This window comes from Pseudomonas sp. GD04091, assembly GCF_029836165.1.
GTDB lineage: Bacteria > Pseudomonadota > Gammaproteobacteria > Pseudomonadales > Pseudomonadaceae > Aquipseudomonas.
Genome location: NZ_JAOEBG010000005.1, coordinates 232,548 through 249,612 on the forward strand (window position 1 = coordinate 232,548; position 17,065 = coordinate 249,612).

The window sequence follows — 17,065 nt, forward strand, 5'->3', positions numbered from 1 at the left end:
GCTGCAATCGTGGCAAGACGACATGTCGAGGCCACCAGAGGCGATCGAAGAGCGCTGCCCGGCAAATTGGCGGGGCTCATCCATACTGCTCTGATCCGCCGCGGCGCTGCCGAGGCACACACAGGGAGGAACTGGCGATGGCCAAGGCTGCTGGCAAGAAACCCAGGGGCAACGCGCTGGAAAAGCTTGGGCGCAAGCCCTATGAGGCGCAGCTCAGGCGCCTGCATGTGGAGCTGGTCAAGCTTCAGCAATGGGTGGTGGAGAAGGGCCTGAAGGTGTGCGTTGTCTTCGAGGGGCGCGATGGCGCCGGCAAGGGTGGGACCATCAAGGCCATCACCGAGCGCGTGAGCCCGCGGGTGTTTCGCGTGGTCGCGCTGCCGGCGCCCACCGAACGGGAGAAGACCCAGATGTACGCCCAGCGCTACCTCACCCACCTGCCGGCGGCGGGCGAGGTGGTGATCTTCGACCGCAGCTGGTACAACCGCGCCGGGGTCGAGCGGGTAATGGGCTTCTGTACCGACGAGCAGGCCCACAAGTTCCTGACCGTGGTGCCGATGTTCGAGCGGATGATGGTCGAGTCGGGAATCGTGCTCATCAAGTACTGGCTCGAAGTCAGCCCCGAGGAGCAGACCCGTCGTCTGCAGGACCGCATCAACGACGGCCGCAAGCTGTGGAAACTGTCGCCCATGGACGTCAAGTCCTACGGCCGCTGGGACGATTACACCCGTGCCCGCGACGACATGTTCGCGGCTTCCGACTCGTCCTGGGCGCCGTGGTTCATGGCCCACTCGGACGACAAACGCAAAGCACGGCTGAACATCATCAGCCACCTACTGCAGCAGATTCCCTACAAGGACCTCGGCGACGCGCACAAGGCCGCGCTGCCCAAGCGCGGCAAGATCGGCAAGTACAAGGCCCAGCCGTATCCGTTCAAACAGGTACCGGAGCGCTTCTGACGGGATCGACGAGCAGGCGCATGGCACAGCGACCGGCCAGGCCATGGGCCTGCTCGCTGGCGATGATGGCCTGCAGGCGCTGATCCAGCTGCCGGGCGGGGAGACGTTCGAAGCCGTAGCGTTCGTAGAACGGGGCATTCCATGGCACATCGGCGAAGGTGGTCAGTGTCAGCCAGCGCAAGCCATGCCGCTGGGCGGCCTGCCTTGCCTGGTCGAGCAGGCGCCTGCCCAGGCCATGTCCCTGAGCGTCCCGGGCGACGGACAGCTCCTGGATGTGCAGGGCGGCGTCGGCGACCAGCGCACACAGGAAGCCCACAGGCCGGCCCTGACCATCCACGGCCACCCAGCTGCGGCCGGCGTCGACGAAGGCCTGGTGCGCGGCTTCGTCCATCACTTCGCTGTCGGCCAGCCAGGCAAGGTCCGGCAGTGCCCTGAAGGCCTGGGCGGCGGAGCGCTCGATGGCTGGGAGCAGCACGACATCGTCGCTGAGGGTGGGGCGGATACACATGACGGGCAGGACACCTGTGAGAGCGGGCTTGGTTCGCGCGCCGGGCTGAGGCAGCTGGCACTGTCGCGGGAAGAACGAGTGTGCCAGAACGGTGTTCGAAGGTGTTGCATTGTTATTGTTATAACGTAACATTTGTGGCTTTCCTCCAGCTCAGGGCGCCACCGTGATCCGCAGAAACCCTTCCGGCCACCTTCCGCAAATCGCTGAATCGGCCTACATCGACCACACCGCCATCATCTGCGGCAAGGTGATCATCCAGGACAATGTGTTCGTCGGCCCCTACGCGGTCATCCGTGCCGACGAGGTGGACGCCAGCGGTGACATGCAGCCGATCGTCATCGGTGCCAACTCCAACATCCAGGATGGCGTGGTGATCCACTCCAAGTCCGGCGCGGCAGTGCGCATCGGCCAATACAGCTCAATCGCCCACCGCTCCATCGTCCACGGCCCGTGCGAGGTCGGTGACCGGGTGTTCATCGGGTTCAACAGCGTGCTGTTCAACTGCAAGGTCGGCGATGGCAGCGTGGTGCGGCACAACTCGGTGGTCGATGGTCGTGACCTGCCACCGCGCTTCTATGTGCCGCCCACCGAGCACATTGGCCCGCATACCGATCTGGATCGCTACCCGCCGGTCAGTGTGTCGGCGTCGGAGTTCTCCGAGGACGTGGCGCGCACCAACATCGACCTGGTCCAGGGCTACAAGGCCCTGCAGAACGAGTTCTGAGCATGGACACGCTACTGGTGCGCAATGCGCGGCTGGTCAATGAAGGGCGCGAATTCGAGGCTGACCTGCTGGTGCGCCATGGTCGCATCGAGCGCATAGGCCGTATCGACAATGGCCGCGCCGCGCTGGAGATCGACGCCAAGGGGGCCTGGCTGCTGCCGGGCATGATCGACGACCAGGTGCATTTTCGCGAGCCGGGCGCGCCGCACAAGGGCAGCATCGCCAGCGAATCGCGGGCGGCGGTGGTCGGGGGCATCACCAGTTTCATGGACATGCCCAACACCAACCCGCCCACGCTCACCCTGGCGGCGCTGGCGCAAAAGAAGCGCCTGGCGGCGGTCAACTCGCGGGCCAACTACGGCTTCCACTTCGGCGTGAGCCACGACAACCTCGACACCATCGCCGCCCTCGACCCCCGCGAGGTGGCCGGTATCAAGGTGTTCATGGGCGCCTCCACGGGCGACATGCTGGTGGACGATCCACAGGTGCTGGAGAAACTCTTCGTCTATGCGCCGACGATCGTCCTGGCCCATTGTGAGCACACCCCGAGCATCCTCGAGAACGAGCGTCGCTGGCGCGAACACCACGGGGAGTTCATTCCCCCGGCAGCGCATCCGCTGATCCGCGATGCCGAGGCCTGCCATCGCTCCTCGAGCCTGGCCGTCGAGCTGGCACGCCGGTTTGGCACGCGCCTGCACGTGCTGCACCTGACCACCGCGCGGGAGCTGGCCTTGTTCGAACCCGGGCCGGTGACCGGCAAGCACATCACCGCCGAAGTATGCCTGCACCACCTGCTGTTCGATGACAGCGACTACGCCAGCCTCGGCCACCTGATCAAGTGCAACCCGGCGATCAAGACCGGCACCGATCGTGACGCGCTGCGCCAGGCGCTGGCCGGGGACCGCATCGATGTGATCGGCACCGACCATGCGCCGCACACCCTGGAGGAAAAGCGCCGGGTCTACACCCGCGCGCCGTCGGGCATGCCGCTGGTGCAGCACGCCCTGCCGGCGGCGCTGGAGCTTGTCAGCGAGGGCGTGCTGAGCATGGCCCAGGTGGTGAACAAGACCAGCCACGCGGTGGCCGAGCTGTTCGCCATTCGCGAGCGCGGCTTCCTGCGCGAGGGGTATTGGGCCGACTTCGCCATCGTCGAGCGCCTGGACCGGCCACGGGCGGTGGCGGACGACCCGATCCTGGCGCGCTGCGGCTGGACGCCGTTCCAGCAGCGTGGTTTCCACCATGTGGTACGCAGCACGGTGGTGTCCGGGCAATTGGCCTGGCACCGCGGACGATTGCGCGAACAGTGCCAGGGATTGCCCTTGATGTTCGACCGTTGATCGCCCCCCTGCGCCCCCAGCCTTCCGGAGCCTTATCCATGACCGAAGAACAACTCTTGCAACAACCAGCCAGCGCCTACATGAACGAGCCCCAGCGCCAGTTCTTCCGCAACCTGCTGCTGACCCAGCGCGGCGAGCTTCAAACCCGCATCGAACAGGAGTTCCGCGCCCTGCGCGAACAGGAAGTGCACAGCGACCCCGCCGACATCGGCAGCGCCGAGGAGGAGCGCCATTGGCAACTGCGCTCGCTGGAGCGGGAAAAGAAGCTGCTGGACAAGATCGACCAGGCGCTGGAGCGCCTGGCCCGCGGCGATTATGGCTGGTGCGAGGAGACCGGCGAGCCGATCGGCCTGCGCCGCCTGCTGCTGCGGCCCACCGCCACCTTGTGCGTCGAGGCCAAGGAGCGTCAGGAGCTGCGCGAGCGGCACGTGCGCGACGATGTCTAGTCGGTGCTCAGGGCCTGGGCCTGCAACTGCCAGCGCACGGCGCTGACACCTTTCTCCAGGCTCACCCGGCCGACCAGACGCTCCAGCTGGGTCGGCGCCTGCGGCGTGCCGAGCAGTTCGGCGCGTACTTCCAGGCGCGCCGGGTCGGCCAGGTCCTCGCTGTGCAGCGACTGCAGGCGCAGGCCCGGGTCGCTGAGGCTGTGCAGCATCAGGCTGCGCACCTGGATCTCGTCCTCGGCGCGGCAGACGATGCGCACCTCGTAGCGCTGCTCGACTTCGCTGGCCGGCAGCACGTCCTGGCGGTCCAGGCGCTGGGCGAGGTCGCGCAGCAGGATGTTGGCGCACAGCACCACCAGGCTGCCCAGCGACGCCTCCAGCAGCAAGCCGAGGCTGCACAGCACACCGACCGCGGCGGTGCACCAGAGGGTGGCGGCGGTGTTCAGGCCGCGCACGTTGAAACCGTCGCGCATGATCACGCCACCGCCGAGAAAACCGATGCCCGACACCACATAGGCGGCGATGCGCGAGGCGTCGGTGGGCGCCATGCCCGGCGCCGCCTGGGTCATCAGCACGAACAGGCAGGCACCGGTGCTGACCAGCGCGTTGGTGCGCAGGCCGGTCAGGCGCTGACGCAGTTGACGCTCGGCACCGATCACGGCTCCGAGCAGCAGGGCCACGCTGACGCGCAGCAGAAAGATTTTCCAATCCATAGCGAACTCCGTTGCGCGGGCCACTGCCCGCACCAGCGCCGGCCGAAGGCGGCGCGATTGAAAGCGAGGAATGCGCAGGACCACGCGCCAGGCCGGATGGCAAGGCGGGAGGAAAGGAGGAATGCTCAGCCGGGAGGGCTGGAGGAAACCACCGTCTACCGTGTGCGGCGAGACAGTGGCAGGAACGCTGCCGGACTAGCTCGCCGTGTGGGCCTGTCGCAATCGACTGGGGCTACTGTCCAAAGCAGGGGACTCCTGTGTCTGGGGATGCTTGAGTGCGCGGCGGACCATACGCCTCGACCCGCGCAGGGTCAAGGCATGAAACATGACAATTGCGTTACGCCAAGCGTTGGCAGACGTAAGCCTGGGTGCGATACGGGAAGGCGATGCGGTCGCGACCCTTGAGGTCCGGGTGATTGTCGATCAAGGCCTGCAGCTGGTCCATGACCCGGTCCTGTTCGGCCGCCGGCAGGGCGGCGATGAAACTCACCGAGCGCAGCCGCTCGAGAATCACCGTCCGTGGGCTGCCTTCATGGGCGTGGGGCAGGGTGGTCAGTTGTGGCGCGCTGAACCAGCGACCATCGAAGGCCTCACGCCAGCGGCCAGTGTGAAACCGTGGGGTGTCGCCCTCGTAGGGCGTGATGATGTCGGTGATCCGCGCCACCCAGTCCACCGTCTCGTCGCGCACATTCCAGATCAGCCCCAGCCGCCCGCCGGGGGCGAGGACCCGGTGCATCTCGGCCAGGGCTTCGGCGTCGGCGAACCAGTGGAACGCCTGGGCGCAGACCAGCACCTGCTGGCTGGCGTCGGCCACCGGAATACGCTGGGCGGTGCCTTCGAGCACGGGCACTTCGGGTAGCCCTTCACTGAATCGCTCGCGCATGGCGGCCACCGGTTCCACCGCCGTCAGGCGGGGCGCAAGCGGTTCGAGCAGACGGGTGAACTTGCCGGTACCGGCGCCCAGGTCGAGCACCGCCGTGCCCGGGCCGATGCCCAGGGTATCGCGCAGCCAGCCCTGCAAGGCGGCAGGGTAGTCCGGCCGACCCTGCTCGTAGTTGCCCGAATGGCGGGTGTAGCCGGTACTGGCCGAGGCGTGTACATCCTTCATGGAAAATCCCTCCGAATGACCTGACGGCAATGTTACCCTTGCGCCTTTCGTTGCCAACCCCCGGACCGATTCATGCTGTTCAATCTCGCCGTGCTGTTCGGCACCCTGGTGGCCATGGAGGGCGTCGGCACGCTGGCCCACAAGTACGTCATGCACGGCTGGGGCTGGTGGCTGCACCGCTCGCACCATGAACCGCAGCTGGGCATGCTGGAGACCAACGACCTGTACCTGCTGGCCCTGGGCCTGATCGCCACGGCGCTGGTGGCGCTGGGCAAGGCCGGGCATGCGCCGTTGCAATGGGTCGGCGGTGGGGTGGCGGGGTACGCAGTGGCCTATGTGCTGGCCCACGACGGTTTCTTCCACCGACACTGGCCACGGGCGCCGAAGCCGGTCAACCGCTACCTCAGACGCCTGCACCAGGCCCATCGCCTGCACCATGCGGTGAAGGAGCGCCGGGGCAGCGTGTCGTTCGGGTTCTTCTACGCGCCGCCGTTGCGGGTGCTGAAGCGGCAGTTGAAACGGCGGCGCGACGGGGACAGCTGAGCTTCACGCGTCTATGCGCCGTCGCTGATCGTGCTGGCGGCCTTGTGCCCCCGGCTCACCCACCAGCCAAACCCGGCCGCGGTGAAGAACATGATCAGGCTGTAGATCGCCGCCGGCACCGCCATGGTGGCGTTGTTCAGCAGCGATGGGCTCAGGGCCAGGGCGATGGCCAGGGTGCCGTTATGGATGCCGATCTCCATGCCGATGGCGATCGCCTGGCGCTTCGGAATGCTCAGCAGACGAGGCACCCAGTAGCCCACCCCCAGGCTGAGCAGGTTGAACAGCAGCGCGGCGGCGCCCACGATCGGCGCGTACTCGACCACGGTCTGCCAGTCCTTGGCCAGGGCCAGGACGATGGTGAAGGCCAGGAACAGCGCCGCCACGATCTTCATCGGCTTTTCCATGCGCGCGGCGAAGCGCGGCGCCCAATGGCGGATCAGCATGCCCAGCGCCACCGGCAGCAGCACGATGGCGAACACCTGCATGACCTTGGCGAACTGCAACGGGATGGCCTGGTCCGACTCCATGAACCAGATCAGCGACAGGTTCACCAGCAGCGGCATGGTCAGGATGGCGATCAGCGAATTGACCGCGGTGAGGGTGATGTTCAGCGCCACATCGCCGTGGGCCAGGTGGCTGAACAGGTTAGCGGTGGTGCCGCCCGGCGAGGCGGCCAGCAGCATCAGGCCCACCGCCAGCGCCGATTCCAGGCCGAAGCCGTTGGCGATCAGGAAGCACACCAGCGGCAGCAGGAGGATCTGGCAGACCAGGCCGACCACCACCGGCTTGGGATACTTCACCACCCGGGCGAAGTCGGCCAGGGTCAGTGACAGACCCAGACCGAGCATGATGATGCCCAGGGCCAGGGGCAGGAGGGTGGTGAGCAGGGGCGATGCGGTCATGGTCGTCTCTCGGGCGAAGGATCTCGACGAGTGTAGGTGGCGGTGGAACGATAGCTAATCGCAATGCCCCCTTCTTGGTAACCGTTTATTGCCGGCGCCAGCCGTGCTCGCGGCCCCGTGTCGCGTTGCGATGCGACGCCCGGCGCAGTAGCATTCGCGCTTTTGCCGAGGATTCGCCTGTCATGCCGTTCCAGCCAGGTCTGCTTGCCACCCCGGTGCCGGCCCATGCCCGCCACCTGTTCTTCGCCCTCGATTCGCTCGAGGCCTTGCCCGCCGTCCTGGATCAGCTGCTGTCGCAGGTCGACGGGCAGCGCCTGATCCTGGCGGTCGGCGCGCCGCTGGCCAAGGCTCTGCGCCGCGAAGTGCCGGGCCTGCGCAGCTTCCCGCAGCTGGACGCGGTGGTGGAGAACCCGGCGACCCAGCACGCCCTGTGGCTGTGGCTGCGTGGCGCCGAGCGCGGCGAACTGTTCCTGCGGGCCCAGGCCTTGCAACAGATGCTGGCGCCGGCCCTGCGCCTGGTCGACAGCGTGGACGGCTTCCTGCACCAGGGCGGTCATGACCTGACCGGCTATGAAGACGGCACGGAAAACCCGGTGGATGAAGATGCGGTTGCCGCGGCCATCGTGGCGGGCGATGTTCCGGGGCTGGCGGGTTCGAGCTTCGCCGCCTTCCAGTTGTGGAAGCACGACCTGAACTACTTCAAGTCGCTGCCCCAGGCCGAGCAGGACAACATCATCGGCCGGCGCCTGAGCGACAACGAAGAGCTCGATGACGCCCCCGAATCGGCCCACGTCAAGCGCACCGCCCAGGAGAGCTTCGAACCCGAGGCGTTCGTGGTACGTCGCTCGGTGGCCTGGACCGACGAGCGTGGCGCGGGCCTGGCGTTCGTCGCCCTGGGCTTCTCGCTGGATGCCTTCGAGGTGCAGCTGCGGCGCATGAGCGGGCTGGAGGATGGTGTGGTCGATGGCCTGTACCGCTTCAGCCGGCCGTTGAGCGGGGGCTATTACTGGTGCCCGCCGCTGGGCGAGGCCGGCGCCGACCTGAGCCTGTTGCTGGGCTGACAGGCCCTCATCGCGGGGCAGGCCCACTCCCACAGAGCCCGTGGGAGCGGGCTTGCCCCGCGCTGGTTCAGAACGGCACCGCCACCGTCAGCTGGCTGTACACGTTGGTCCCACTGCCCACCTGATTCCCGCCATTGCTTTGATCCTTGCGCGGCTTGAACAGCCCCAGCAGCGGGGTGACGATCAGGTGCTCGCTGATCGCCCATTCCACATACAGGTCCAGCTCCTGCGCATCCAGGTTCAAGGTGTCGCGGCTGCGCACGGTATCGAAGTCGAAGAACAGCGCGCCGACGGTGACGTTGTCCAACGGCGTGGCCTTCAGGCCGACATGATGAATCCCGCTGTTGGTGTTGAACGGCCCGGCATAGTTGCCGGCCACCTCACCCTGGATCCAGGTGCCGTAACCGCTGGACAGACCGGTGAACAGCAGGTCCCAGCCCGCCGAGTAGCGGGTGTAGCGATAGGTCAGGCTTGGCGCCCAGGGCGCATCGGCGAAGGTGTAGCCGGCCTCGGCGTACCAGGCGGTCTCGTTGCCGCCACGCCTGTCCTGCCAGGCGTACTCGAAGGCCAGCCGGGTGTTTTCCAGGCCTGCGTTGCCTTCGCCGCGCAGGCTGTAGACGTCCATGCCTTCGCGGGCCTTCTGGAACTCGCTGGCCCACTGGTCGGCCACGTCGATGCCATGGAGGTAGGTCAGGCCCAGGGTGCCCAGTGCATGGGTGTACTCCAGGGTGCCGGCCGCGAGTTCGGTCTCGGCCTGGGCACGGTTGTCGGACTTGAGCCACAGCACGCTGCCGTGCAGCCCTTCCTTGCCGCCCAGGCGCAGCACCGCCGTGCGGTCGAAGGCATGGCGCGCGCCCAGGTAGAAGCCGCCGCCACGGTTGAGGTGGCCGTCGGCCGGGCCCTTGCCGAGGTTGGGGCCGTCGTCGTTGATCAGGAAACCGGTGCCCAGCTGGATGACTTGGCGGCCAGCGGAGATGTCCACGCCATCCTTGCCCAGCAGCGGCAACAGATCGCCCGAGCGCCAGCCCAGGTAGGCGTCCTCGATCTTGGTGGTCCGCTCGGAGCCGTCCTGGTTGCCCCCCGCGTCGCCGTCGCCCCAGGCACCGGAGCTGACCCAGTTCAAGGCACCGTACAAGGTGCCGTTGCCGGCCAGGCCCTGATCGCCGCTGAGGCCGTACTTGATGAAGGCCTCGCGCCAGGTCGAGCCGCCCTGGGTGCCGTCGTAATTGTGGCGGCTGTTGAACATGCCCCAGACCGCGAGCAGGTCGGCGTTCAGGTGGCTGTCGTCATCGGCGTACAGCTCGTGAGCCGGGCTGGCCTGGCCGTGAACCAGCAAGGTCAGGGCCGTGGCCAGGGCGGTGCGACGTGGGGTCAGACGCATGGATCGATCCTCGTTTGTTGTGTGCGGTCTTGCGTGCCGCGTTGTTGTGGAGGCAGGTGTCGAAAGGCGACGCGCCATTAGCGCGTGGAACGGTAAGTACGGTCTTGCCCGTGGCTGCCAGCGGGCTTGCACGTCGGCGCCAACGCGATTTGCAGGCCTGCTGCGGACTTCGTGGGCTCACCGCCTGACAGTGGTCTCAGGCAACGTGGCGCCTCCGTCCACCACCAGGGTTTGGCCAGTGATGTAGCGGGCGGCGTCGGACGCCAGGAACAGCATCGCTGCGGCGATATCGGCGGGCTCTCCCAAGCGCCCCAGAGGTACGCCGGCGGCGATACGCGCGTTCAAGGCCACATCGCCGAGGTTGCCCATGGCCGGTGTGCGCACCATCCCAGGCTCCACGGCGTTGACCCGCACGTTCAGCGGCGCCAGTTCCAGCGCGGCATTGCGAATGAAACCGTTGACCCCGGCCTTGGACGCGGCGTAATGGCTCAGGCCCGGATAGGCCACCCGCGGGCCGGTCACCGACGAGGTGGCCAGCACGCAACCGCCGCCCTGGCGGCGGAACAGCGCCAGGGCGCCCTGGGTCAGCCAGAACAGCGCTTCCAGGTTCACGGCCAGGGTGCGCCGCAGCAGTGCCGGGGTTATCTCGGCGAACGCCGTGAGCGGGAAATACGCGGCGTTGTGCACCAGCACGTCCAGGCGCTCGAGCCCGGCCAGCAGCAGGGCGATCGAAGCGTGGTCGGCCAGGTCCAGGGCATGGGCGTGAACCGGGTGTCCCCGGTCGGCCTGTGTCTCGACCAGGCTTTGCAGTGCCTGCGGGTCGAGGTCCAGCGCCAGTACGCGAGCCCCGCCACGGGCAAAGCCCTCGACGATGGACCGGCCGATCCCGCCCGCCGCGCCGGTGACCAGCACCGTGCTGCCTGTGAAGTCGTAGCGCGCGCTCATGCGGGCTGCTCCAGGCGGGCGTACGCCAGGGTCGGCACGTCGACCACGGTCGAGCCGCCGTCGGCGGTGATCACCGCGCCGGTGACGATGCTGGCTTCGGCGCTGACGAGGAACTGGCACACGGCGGCGATCTCGACGCTGCTGGCCGGGCGCCGCAAGGGCACGTCGGCGGTGACCCGGCGATAGGCGGCGTCGAGGTCCTCCTGGAAATGGTCCATCAACGGCTGCATTTCCTGATCCGCCATGGGCGTGCGCACCCAGCCCGGACAGACACAGTTGACCCGTACCCCGAATGGCCCATAGTCGCGGGCCAGCGAGCGGGTCAGGCCAACCAGAGCGTGCTTGGCGGTGGTGTAGCCACACACCTCGGGACCGGCGGCCAGGGAGGCGATGGAGCCGAGCAGCACCAGGCTGCCGCGCCGTTCGCGCAGCAGCGGCAGGCAGGCCCGCGCTGTGTGGAAGGCGCTGTCGAGGTTGACGCGCAGGGCCTCGCGCCAGGCGTCGTCGCTGGTCTGATCGGCGCGCCCGAGGCCATGACCGCCAGCGCAGGCAATCACTGCGTCGAGACCACCAAAGCGCTCGCGCAACCGTGCGATGAAACTGTCCCAGGTGCTGCTGTGCGCGGCATCTCCGGCCAGCACCAGGCCACCGCAGATCTGGGCGACCCGCTCAAGCGCCTCGGCGCGGCGACCGACCAGCGCCACCTGCCAACCCTGGCTGGCCAGGCGCAGGGCGCAGGCTTCGCCGATGCCGCTGCCCGCTCCGGTGACCAGCACGCAGCGTGTCACAGCCCGTGCTCCGTGCGATTGAGCACCCGGCAGTGCGAGGACACCGGGAAGTTGGCCACCGCGTCGAAGCCGCCGCCCTGGTAGCCGAAGATCTTGCCGTCGCTGCGATGCTGCGCCAGGTCGATCATCACCAGGCCCAGGGTCGGGACGATCTTTTCGCACCAGACGAACAGGTACAGCCGCTCGGCGATCTTGTAGTAGTACGCCCGGTCGGTATCGCACAGGCCTTGCTCGACACCCTTGAGGCACTGCCAGCTGTAGTGATTGGCGTTGAGGTAGATGTGCTCGTATTCCTCGGTGGGGCTGTAGCGATAGTGGTTGCGCAGGCCGACCAGCTCGGTGGTCGGCGTGTGCGCACAGGCGCCGGCCTGCCAGGGGCGGTCGAGGCTGCCGTGCAGGAATCTGGCCTCGACGCCGGTCAGCGCCTCGCCGGCCAGGGCCAGCGGGTACAGGCCACGTTGGGTGCGGGCCTGGTCGGGCAGGTGGCCGAGCACGGCGGTGAAGGCCTGGCTCAGGGTGTCGAGCACCAGCGACACCGACCAGGCCTGGCCGGCCTCGTGCTTGATGAAATCGACCAGGTAGATGCCCGGACGCACGGACGTCGCCCGGTAGTCGGCGCTGCCCCTGCTGTGGTCGTCGGCCGCCTGCCAGTGCAGGCGCTCGCCGTCGAAACGGTGGTCGATGACCCAGCCATTGGCGAAGTGCAGGGTGAGCGTGCGTCCGGACAGGTCGGCCAGTTGCGGCAGGATGAACGCGTCCGGGGCAAAGCCTTCGGCGAGGGCGCCCACGGTGATCCAATCGGCGTGGTTCGGCATGGCGGTGACTCCTGTGGTTGGGATGCCCACAGGGTGCAAGCGCGCGCAGGGCGGCGGTATCAACCGGAAGGTTGAGTCACAGGTAGAGGCTGGCCACCAGTTCGGTGCGATTGCTCACCCCGACCTTGCGGAACAGATTGATCAGGTGGGTCTTCACCGTCGGCAGGCCGACGCCCAGAGCACGGGCGATCAGCTTGTTGCTGCTGCCCTGGCGCAGCAATTCGGTAATCTGCCGTTCGCGTGGGGTCAGTGCGACCGAGGTGGGTTTGCCCATCGCCGGCTGGCGGGCCACCGCCAACTGCATCAGCCCGTGCAGAGGCAGCAGGCGCTCGAGCTCGTCGCTGCGGAACTCACCCAGGTTGGCGCAGCGCAGCAGCGAGACACCGGCCAGCGGACGGCCATCGGCTTGGGCGATGATTTCCACCACGTCCACCACCTGGTGCTGCGCCAGAAAGCGGCGATAAGCGTGGCCCTGTGCCTCGGGCAGGCGGGCCAGCCCCTGGCGCAGCGACACCACCGGTCGACCGATGGCTAGACAGCGCCCGGGCTGCAGCGGGTCGAAGGCCCGGTAGTGCGACAGATAGCGGGCATGCATCGGTGCCTGCAGGTCCTGCAGCAGGAAATCGCAGGCCTGCTGCCCGGCATCGACGCGGTAGAAGGCCGCCAACGAAGCCGGCACCTGCTGGCTGAAGGCCTGCAGGCAGAAGCGGCCCAGATCGTGCGAGGCGCCGCCCATGCTCAGTAGCGGATCATCACCGACTTCAGCTCGGTGAAGTCGTCGATGAAGGCCGAGCCGAACTCGCGGCCCATACCGGAAGCCTTGATGCCGCCGAACGGCACCGCCGGATCGAGCAGGGTGTGCATGTTGACCCACAGCGTGCCCGCCTGGATTTCCGGGATCAGGCGCATGGCCTTGGCCAGGTCGTTGGTCCACAGGCTGGCGCTCAGGCCATAGGGGGAAGCGTTCATCAACTGCAACAGTTCGTCCTCGTGGTCGTAGGGCAGGAACGTTGCCACCGGGCCGAAGGTTTCCTGGTTGAGCAGGGTATCGCCGGCAGTGTTGGCGAGGATCACGGTGGGCTCGACGAAACAGCCCGGGCCATCGCCGAGGCGTCCGCCATGGACGATGCGGTTGCCCTCGGCGCGCGCGGTGGCGAACAGCTCGCCGAGTTTCTGTTGATGCGGCTTGTTGGCCACAGGGCCGAACTGGGTGGTTTCGTCCAGGGGCGAGCCGATCTTCAGCTGGCCCAGGCGCCGGGACAAGGCTTCGAGCAGGGGCTCGAGGCGTGAGCGGTGGACGTAGAAGCGCTCCCCGGCGGCGCAGATCTGCCCGCAATGCAGGAAACCGGCCTCGATGATGCCGTCCACCGCCTTGTCGACGGCGACATCGGGCAGGAAGGCCACGGCGTTCTTGCCGCCCAGTTCCAGGGTCGCCCGGGTCAGTCTGGCGCCCATGGCCGCCTGGCCGACAGCGATGCCGGTGGGCACGGAGCCGGTGAACGATACCTTGTCGGTGCCCGGGTGCTCGACCAGCGCCTTGCCCACCTGGCCACCGCCGGTCAGCACGTTGAGCGCGCCGGGCGGCAGACCGGCCTCGCTGGCCAGCTCGGCGATGCGCAGCAGGGTCAGCGGGGTGAACTCGCTGGGTTTGAGCACGATGCTGCAACCGGTGGTCAGGGCCGAGGCCAGCTTCCACAAGGCGATCATGGTGGCGAAGTTCCATGGCACGATGCCCGCCACCACGCCCACCGGCTCGCGCAGGGTGAAGGCGCTGTAGCGTTCGCCGGCGAAGGAGGGCAGCGAAGGGGTGATGGTCTGGCCGGTGATCTTGGTGGCCCAGCCGGCGTAGTAGCGCAGGAAGTGCGCGGCCTGTTCCACCTCGAAGGCGCGGGCGATGCCGATCAGCTTGCCCGACTGCAGGGTTTCCAGCTGGGCCAGCTCCTCGCGGTTGGCCTCCAGCAGGTCGGCCAGGCGCAGCAGTACCGCGGCGCGGGCGGCGGGGCTGGTGCGCGACCAGCGGATGAACCCCTGGCGCGACGATTCGACGGCGCGGTCGACATCGGCCTGGCTGGCCTCGGCAACCTGGGCGATGGCCTCGCCGTTGGCCGGGTTGTACACGGTGATGCGCGTGGTGCCATGGCTGGCGACCGACTCGCCGTGGAGGTAGAGGCCGTGGTCGCGAGCCAGGAAGGCGCTGACGCTGGGGAGGAGGGGGATGTCGCTCATGGCGGGGCTCCGGGTAATGGCGAAATTCATTGTTACCTCCAGGTTACGACGCCAAGGGCGTTGCTTCTTGTCTGCCCATGCCACCCTCCATGACCCAGCCTGCCAGCTCCATGAAAAGTGCAATCCGAGGTGCGGAAGTTGCATTTTCCACCTCGCTCACGGCTCCCATACTGACCCGGCATTCATCAGAGAGCCGCCCATTTCAGGCACAGCTCGCCAGGGTCCAATAACAATGAGCCAGACCATGAAAAAGCCAAATTCCCTGCTCGAAGACCTCAAGCCCCTGCTGCCGGCCATCGCTGCCCGCGCCGAACAGGCCGAGCGCGAGCGTACCGTGCCCGCCGAGAACATCGCCGCGCTCAAGGCCATCGGCCTGCACAGGGCGTTCCTGCCCAGGCATTACGGCGGCCTGGAAATCAGCCTGCCGCAGTACGCCGAATGCATCGCCACACTGGCCGGCGCCTGCGCCAGCACTGCCTGGGCCATGAGCCTGCTGTGCACCCACAGCCACCAGCTGGCAATGTTCCCCGCACAATTGCAGGACGAGATCTGGGGCCGCGATCCGGACGCCACCGCCAGCAGCAGCATCGCGCCTTTCGGTCGGACCGAAGAGGTCGAGGGCGGCGTGCTGTTCAGTGGCGAAATGGGCTGGAGCAGCGGTTGCGACCATGCCGAATGGGCGATCATGGGCTTTCGCAGGGCCACTTTAGAGGGGGGCCAGGACTACTGCTTCGCCGTGCTCCCACGTAGCGACTACCAGATCCGCGACGACTGGTTCGCCGCCGGCATGCGCGCCAGCGGCAGCCGTACGCTGGTCGTCGAGCGTGCCTTCGTACCCGAGCATCGCATCCAGAAGGCCAGGGACATGATGCAAGGCACGTCGGCGGGCTTCGGGCTGTACCCGGACAGCGCCATCTACTTCAACCCGTACCGACCGTATTTCGCCAGCGGGTTCTCCACGGTCAGCCTGGGCATCGCCGAGCGCATGCTCGAGGCGTTCAAGGAGAAAACCCGCAACCGCGTGCGCGCCTACACCGGTGCGGCCGTGGGTGCGGCCACCCCTGCACTGATGCGCCTGGCCGAGTCCACCCATCAGGTCGCCGCGGCGCGAGCGCTATTGGAAAAGAGCTGGGAGCAGATCGCCGAGTACAGCGCTCGCCACCAATACCCGACCCGCACCGAGCTGACCTACTGGCGTACCAACCAGGGGTATGCGGTGAAGCTGTGCATCCAGGCCGTGGACCGGCTGATGGAAGCCGCTGGCGGTGGTGCGTGGTTCGACAGCAACGAGATGCAGCGGCTGTTCCGCGACGCGCACATGACCGGGGCGCATGCCTACACCGACTATGACGTCTGCGCGCAAATTCTGGGACGCGAGCTGATGGGGCTGGAGCCGGATCCGGCAATGACCTGAGAACATCCGTGGGAGCGGGCTTGCCTCGCGATAGCACTCGACCAGGCAAGCCTGCTCCCACGCACCGCCCCGGCCCAGACCACAACAATGACGGAGCCTTGCATGTCCACTACCTTCGATTCCCGCGCCTTTCGCCGCGCCCTCGGCAACTTCGCCACCGGCGTCACCGTGATCACCGCCGCCGACGCCTCCGGGCGCAAGGTCGGCGTCACCGCCAACAGCTTCAACTCGGTGTCCCTCGATCCGCCGCTGGTCCTCTGGAGCATCGACAAACGCTCCAGCAGCCATGCGGTCTTCGAGGCGGCCGGGCACTTCGCCGTGAACGTGCTGGCCGCCGACCAGATCGACCTGTCCAACACCTTCGCCCGCCCCAGCGATGACCGTTTCGCCGGCATCGCATGCGAAACCGGCGAAGGCGGTGCGCCGTTGCTGCTGGGGTGCGCGGCGCGCTTTCGCTGCGAGAAGTTCCAGCAGCTCGATGGCGGCGACCACTGGATCCTGATCGGCCGGGTGCTGGCCTTCGACGACCTGGGGCGTTCGCCGCTGCTCTATCACCAGGGGGCCTACTCCATGGTCCTGCCCCACACGCGCATGACCCGCCGCACGGAGGGCGCGCCGCCCATCAGCCACTTCCAGGGGCGCCTGCGGCACAACCTGTACTACCTGATGACCCAGGCGCTGCGCAGCTACCAGTGCAGTTATCAGCCACGCCAGCTGGCCACGGGGCTGCGCACCAGCGAGGCCCGCATGCTGATGGTGCTCGAGCATGACGCTGGCCTTGCCCCGGCGGACCTGCTGCGCGAAGTGGCGATGCCGGAGCGCGAAGTCAGTGAAGCCATTGTCAACCTCACCCGCAAAGGGCTGGTGACCGACGACAATGGCCGGGTGTGCCTGACCGAGGCCGGACGCGAGCAGACCGAAGGCCTCTGGCAGATCGCCCAGGTGCAGCAGGAGCAGGTTTTCGGCCAGTTCAGCGAGGCGCAGCTGGAGACGTTCAGGACCGTGCTCAAGGCCGTGATTGCCAGCTGAACGCCGTGCCAGCCGCCGCTACCCACCCAAGGCTGCTGGCACGCAGCAGCAAGGCGGACGGCAGGCAGTGGCAAGACTGCCCTGGGAGCAAGCATCACAGTGAGGGGGTAGTAGCACAAACGGGGTGAGCCGATCACCGGGCAAGCCCGTTCCAATGGCCATGAACAGGCTG

The 17,065-nt window shown here is 67.4% G+C and carries 18 protein-coding genes; 8 read left to right on the plus strand and 10 right to left on the minus strand.

The genetic code is table 11. The features are described from left to right. Nucleotides 1–137 precede the first annotated feature (137 nt). Nucleotides 138–956 (plus strand): polyphosphate kinase 2, encoded by an 819-nt coding sequence (ppk2, locus tag N7422_RS09155; RefSeq protein WP_279806255.1) that lies wholly within the window; start codon nt 138–140, stop codon nt 954–956. Here ppk2 and N7422_RS09160 read toward each other — a convergent pair. Continuing rightward, entirely contained in the window at nt 931–1,464 is a 534-nt protein-coding gene (locus tag N7422_RS09160) for a GNAT family N-acetyltransferase (protein ID WP_279806256.1), read from the minus strand. The two genes, ppk2 and N7422_RS09160, sit on opposite strands and share 26 nt — an antisense overlap. Nucleotides 1,465–1,627: 163 nt before the next feature. Here N7422_RS09160 and N7422_RS09165 point away from each other — a divergent pair, with 163 nt between their 5' ends. The 3 genes from N7422_RS09165 to dksA are packed head-to-tail and all read left to right on the plus strand — an operon-like array spanning nt 1,628 to nt 3,971. Further along, the gene (locus tag N7422_RS09165; RefSeq protein ID WP_279806257.1) at nt 1,628–2,188 is read left to right on the plus strand and encodes a carbonate dehydratase; all 561 of its coding nucleotides are present in this window, start codon (nt 1,628–1,630) and stop codon (nt 2,186–2,188) included. Nucleotides 2,189–2,190: 2 nt separating this feature from the next. Continuing rightward, a complete protein-coding gene (locus N7422_RS09170) occupies nt 2,191–3,525 on the plus strand; it encodes a dihydroorotase (RefSeq protein ID WP_279806258.1) in 1,335 nt (444 codons plus the stop codon). A 38-nt stretch (nt 3,526–3,563) separates the two neighbouring features. Further along, nucleotides 3,564–3,971 (plus strand): RNA polymerase-binding protein DksA, encoded by a 408-nt coding sequence (dksA, locus tag N7422_RS09175; RefSeq protein ID WP_203652463.1) that lies wholly within the window; start codon nt 3,564–3,566, stop codon nt 3,969–3,971. Here the strand turns inward: dksA and N7422_RS09180 are convergent. Together N7422_RS09180 and N7422_RS09185 are read right to left on the minus strand one after the other, a co-directional pair. Further along, a complete protein-coding gene (locus tag N7422_RS09180) occupies nt 3,968–4,681 on the minus strand; it encodes an MgtC/SapB family protein (RefSeq protein ID WP_279806259.1) in 714 nt (237 codons plus the stop codon). The two genes, dksA and N7422_RS09180, sit on opposite strands and share 4 nt — an antisense overlap. A 337-nt stretch (nt 4,682–5,018) precedes the next feature. Next, a complete protein-coding gene (locus tag N7422_RS09185) occupies nt 5,019–5,789 on the minus strand; it encodes a class I SAM-dependent methyltransferase (RefSeq protein ID WP_279806260.1) in 771 nt (256 codons plus the stop codon). Nucleotides 5,790–5,861: 72 nt separating this feature from the next. On the opposite strand from N7422_RS09185, the gene N7422_RS09190 reads away from it, so the two are divergent. After that, a complete protein-coding gene (locus tag N7422_RS09190) occupies nt 5,862–6,332 on the plus strand; it encodes a sterol desaturase family protein (RefSeq protein WP_279806261.1) in 471 nt (156 codons plus the stop codon). A gap of 11 nt (nt 6,333–6,343) precedes the next feature. Here N7422_RS09190 and N7422_RS09195 read toward each other — a convergent pair whose 3' ends face one another. Further along, on the minus strand, nt 6,344–7,234 hold the full coding sequence (locus N7422_RS09195; RefSeq protein WP_279806262.1) for a bile acid:sodium symporter family protein: 891 nt from the start codon (nt 7,232–7,234) through the stop codon (nt 6,344–6,346). A gap of 182 nt (nt 7,235–7,416) precedes the next feature. Here N7422_RS09195 and N7422_RS09200 point away from each other — a divergent pair, with 182 nt between their 5' ends. Beyond that, a complete protein-coding gene (locus N7422_RS09200) occupies nt 7,417–8,295 on the plus strand; it encodes a Dyp-type peroxidase (RefSeq protein WP_279806263.1) in 879 nt (292 codons plus the stop codon). 67 nt (nt 8,296–8,362) lie between these two features. On the opposite strand, the gene N7422_RS09205 is transcribed toward N7422_RS09200, so the two are convergent. From N7422_RS09205 to N7422_RS09230, 6 genes are all read right to left on the minus strand, one after another. Continuing rightward, a complete protein-coding gene (locus tag N7422_RS09205; protein ID WP_279806264.1) occupies nt 8,363–9,676 on the minus strand; it encodes a hypothetical protein in 1,314 nt (437 codons plus the stop codon). Nucleotides 9,677–9,853: 177 nt separating this feature from the next. Then, a complete protein-coding gene (locus tag N7422_RS09210; RefSeq protein ID WP_279806265.1) occupies nt 9,854–10,621 on the minus strand; it encodes an SDR family oxidoreductase in 768 nt (255 codons plus the stop codon). Continuing rightward, nucleotides 10,618–11,409, minus strand: a complete 792-nt coding sequence (locus N7422_RS09215) for an SDR family NAD(P)-dependent oxidoreductase (protein ID WP_279806266.1) — start codon at nt 11,407–11,409, stop codon at nt 10,618–10,620. The genes N7422_RS09210 and N7422_RS09215 overlap by 4 nt, the downstream gene beginning before the upstream one ends. Then, the gene (locus tag N7422_RS09220; protein ID WP_279806267.1) at nt 11,406–12,224 is read right to left on the minus strand and encodes a molybdenum cofactor biosynthesis F family protein; all 819 of its coding nucleotides are present in this window, start codon (nt 12,222–12,224) and stop codon (nt 11,406–11,408) included. The genes N7422_RS09215 and N7422_RS09220 overlap by 4 nt, the downstream gene beginning before the upstream one ends. A 76-nt stretch (nt 12,225–12,300) precedes the next feature. Then, nucleotides 12,301–12,960 carry a helix-turn-helix transcriptional regulator gene (locus N7422_RS09225; protein ID WP_279806268.1) on the minus strand — a complete coding sequence of 220 codons (660 nt, stop codon included), beginning with the start codon at nt 12,958–12,960 and terminating at the stop codon, nt 12,301–12,303. A gap of 2 nt (nt 12,961–12,962) precedes the next feature. Beyond that, the gene (locus tag N7422_RS09230) at nt 12,963–14,450 is read right to left on the minus strand and encodes an aldehyde dehydrogenase family protein (RefSeq protein ID WP_279806269.1); all 1,488 of its coding nucleotides are present in this window, start codon (nt 14,448–14,450) and stop codon (nt 12,963–12,965) included. 244 nt (nt 14,451–14,694) lie between these two features. On the opposite strand from N7422_RS09230, the gene N7422_RS09235 reads away from it, so the two are divergent. Both N7422_RS09235 and N7422_RS09240 read left to right on the plus strand, forming a co-directional pair. Then, entirely contained in the window at nt 14,695–15,864 is a 1,170-nt protein-coding gene (locus tag N7422_RS09235) for a p-hydroxyphenylacetate 3-hydroxylase oxygenase component (RefSeq protein WP_279806270.1), read from the plus strand. Nucleotides 15,865–15,966: 102 nt separating this feature from the next. Beyond that, nucleotides 15,967–16,893, plus strand: a complete 927-nt coding sequence (locus N7422_RS09240) for a p-hydroxyphenylacetate 3-hydroxylase reductase component (protein ID WP_279806271.1) — start codon at nt 15,967–15,969, stop codon at nt 16,891–16,893. The last annotated feature ends 172 nt before the right edge of the window (nt 16,894–17,065 follow it).

Bases quoted from the DNA above. Each gene is read 5' to 3' on its own strand.
- N7422_RS09195 (WP_279806262.1), bottom strand. From the start codon at position 7,234: ATGACCGCATCGCCCCTGCTCACCACCCTCCTGCCCCTGGCCCTGGGC.
- N7422_RS09225 (WP_279806268.1), bottom strand. From the start codon at position 12,960: ATGGGCGGCGCCTCGCACGATCTGGGCCGCTTCTGCCTGCAGGCCTTC.
- N7422_RS09240 (WP_279806271.1), top strand. From the start codon at position 15,967: ATGTCCACTACCTTCGATTCCCGCGCCTTTCGCCGCGCCCTCGGCAAC.
- N7422_RS09185 (WP_279806260.1), bottom strand. From the start codon at position 5,789: ATGAAGGATGTACACGCCTCGGCCAGTACCGGCTACACCCGCCATTCG.
- N7422_RS09205 (WP_279806264.1), bottom strand. From the start codon at position 9,676: ATGCGTCTGACCCCACGTCGCACCGCCCTGGCCACGGCCCTGACCTTG.
- N7422_RS09160 (WP_279806256.1), bottom strand. From the start codon at position 1,464: ATGTGTATCCGCCCCACCCTCAGCGACGATGTCGTGCTGCTCCCAGCC.
- N7422_RS09200 (WP_279806263.1), top strand. From the start codon at position 7,417: ATGCCGTTCCAGCCAGGTCTGCTTGCCACCCCGGTGCCGGCCCATGCC.
- N7422_RS09220 (WP_279806267.1), bottom strand. From the start codon at position 12,224: ATGCCGAACCACGCCGATTGGATCACCGTGGGCGCCCTCGCCGAAGGC.
- N7422_RS09180 (WP_279806259.1), bottom strand. From the start codon at position 4,681: ATGGATTGGAAAATCTTTCTGCTGCGCGTCAGCGTGGCCCTGCTGCTC.
- N7422_RS09190 (WP_279806261.1), top strand. From the start codon at position 5,862: ATGCTGTTCAATCTCGCCGTGCTGTTCGGCACCCTGGTGGCCATGGAG.
- ppk2 (WP_279806255.1), top strand. From the start codon at position 138: ATGGCCAAGGCTGCTGGCAAGAAACCCAGGGGCAACGCGCTGGAAAAG.
- N7422_RS09210 (WP_279806265.1), bottom strand. From the start codon at position 10,621: ATGAGCGCGCGCTACGACTTCACAGGCAGCACGGTGCTGGTCACCGGC.
- N7422_RS09170 (WP_279806258.1), top strand. From the start codon at position 2,191: ATGGACACGCTACTGGTGCGCAATGCGCGGCTGGTCAATGAAGGGCGC.
- N7422_RS09235 (WP_279806270.1), top strand. From the start codon at position 14,695: ATGAAAAAGCCAAATTCCCTGCTCGAAGACCTCAAGCCCCTGCTGCCG.
- dksA (WP_203652463.1), top strand. From the start codon at position 3,564: ATGACCGAAGAACAACTCTTGCAACAACCAGCCAGCGCCTACATGAAC.
- N7422_RS09230 (WP_279806269.1), bottom strand. From the start codon at position 14,450: ATGAGCGACATCCCCCTCCTCCCCAGCGTCAGCGCCTTCCTGGCTCGC.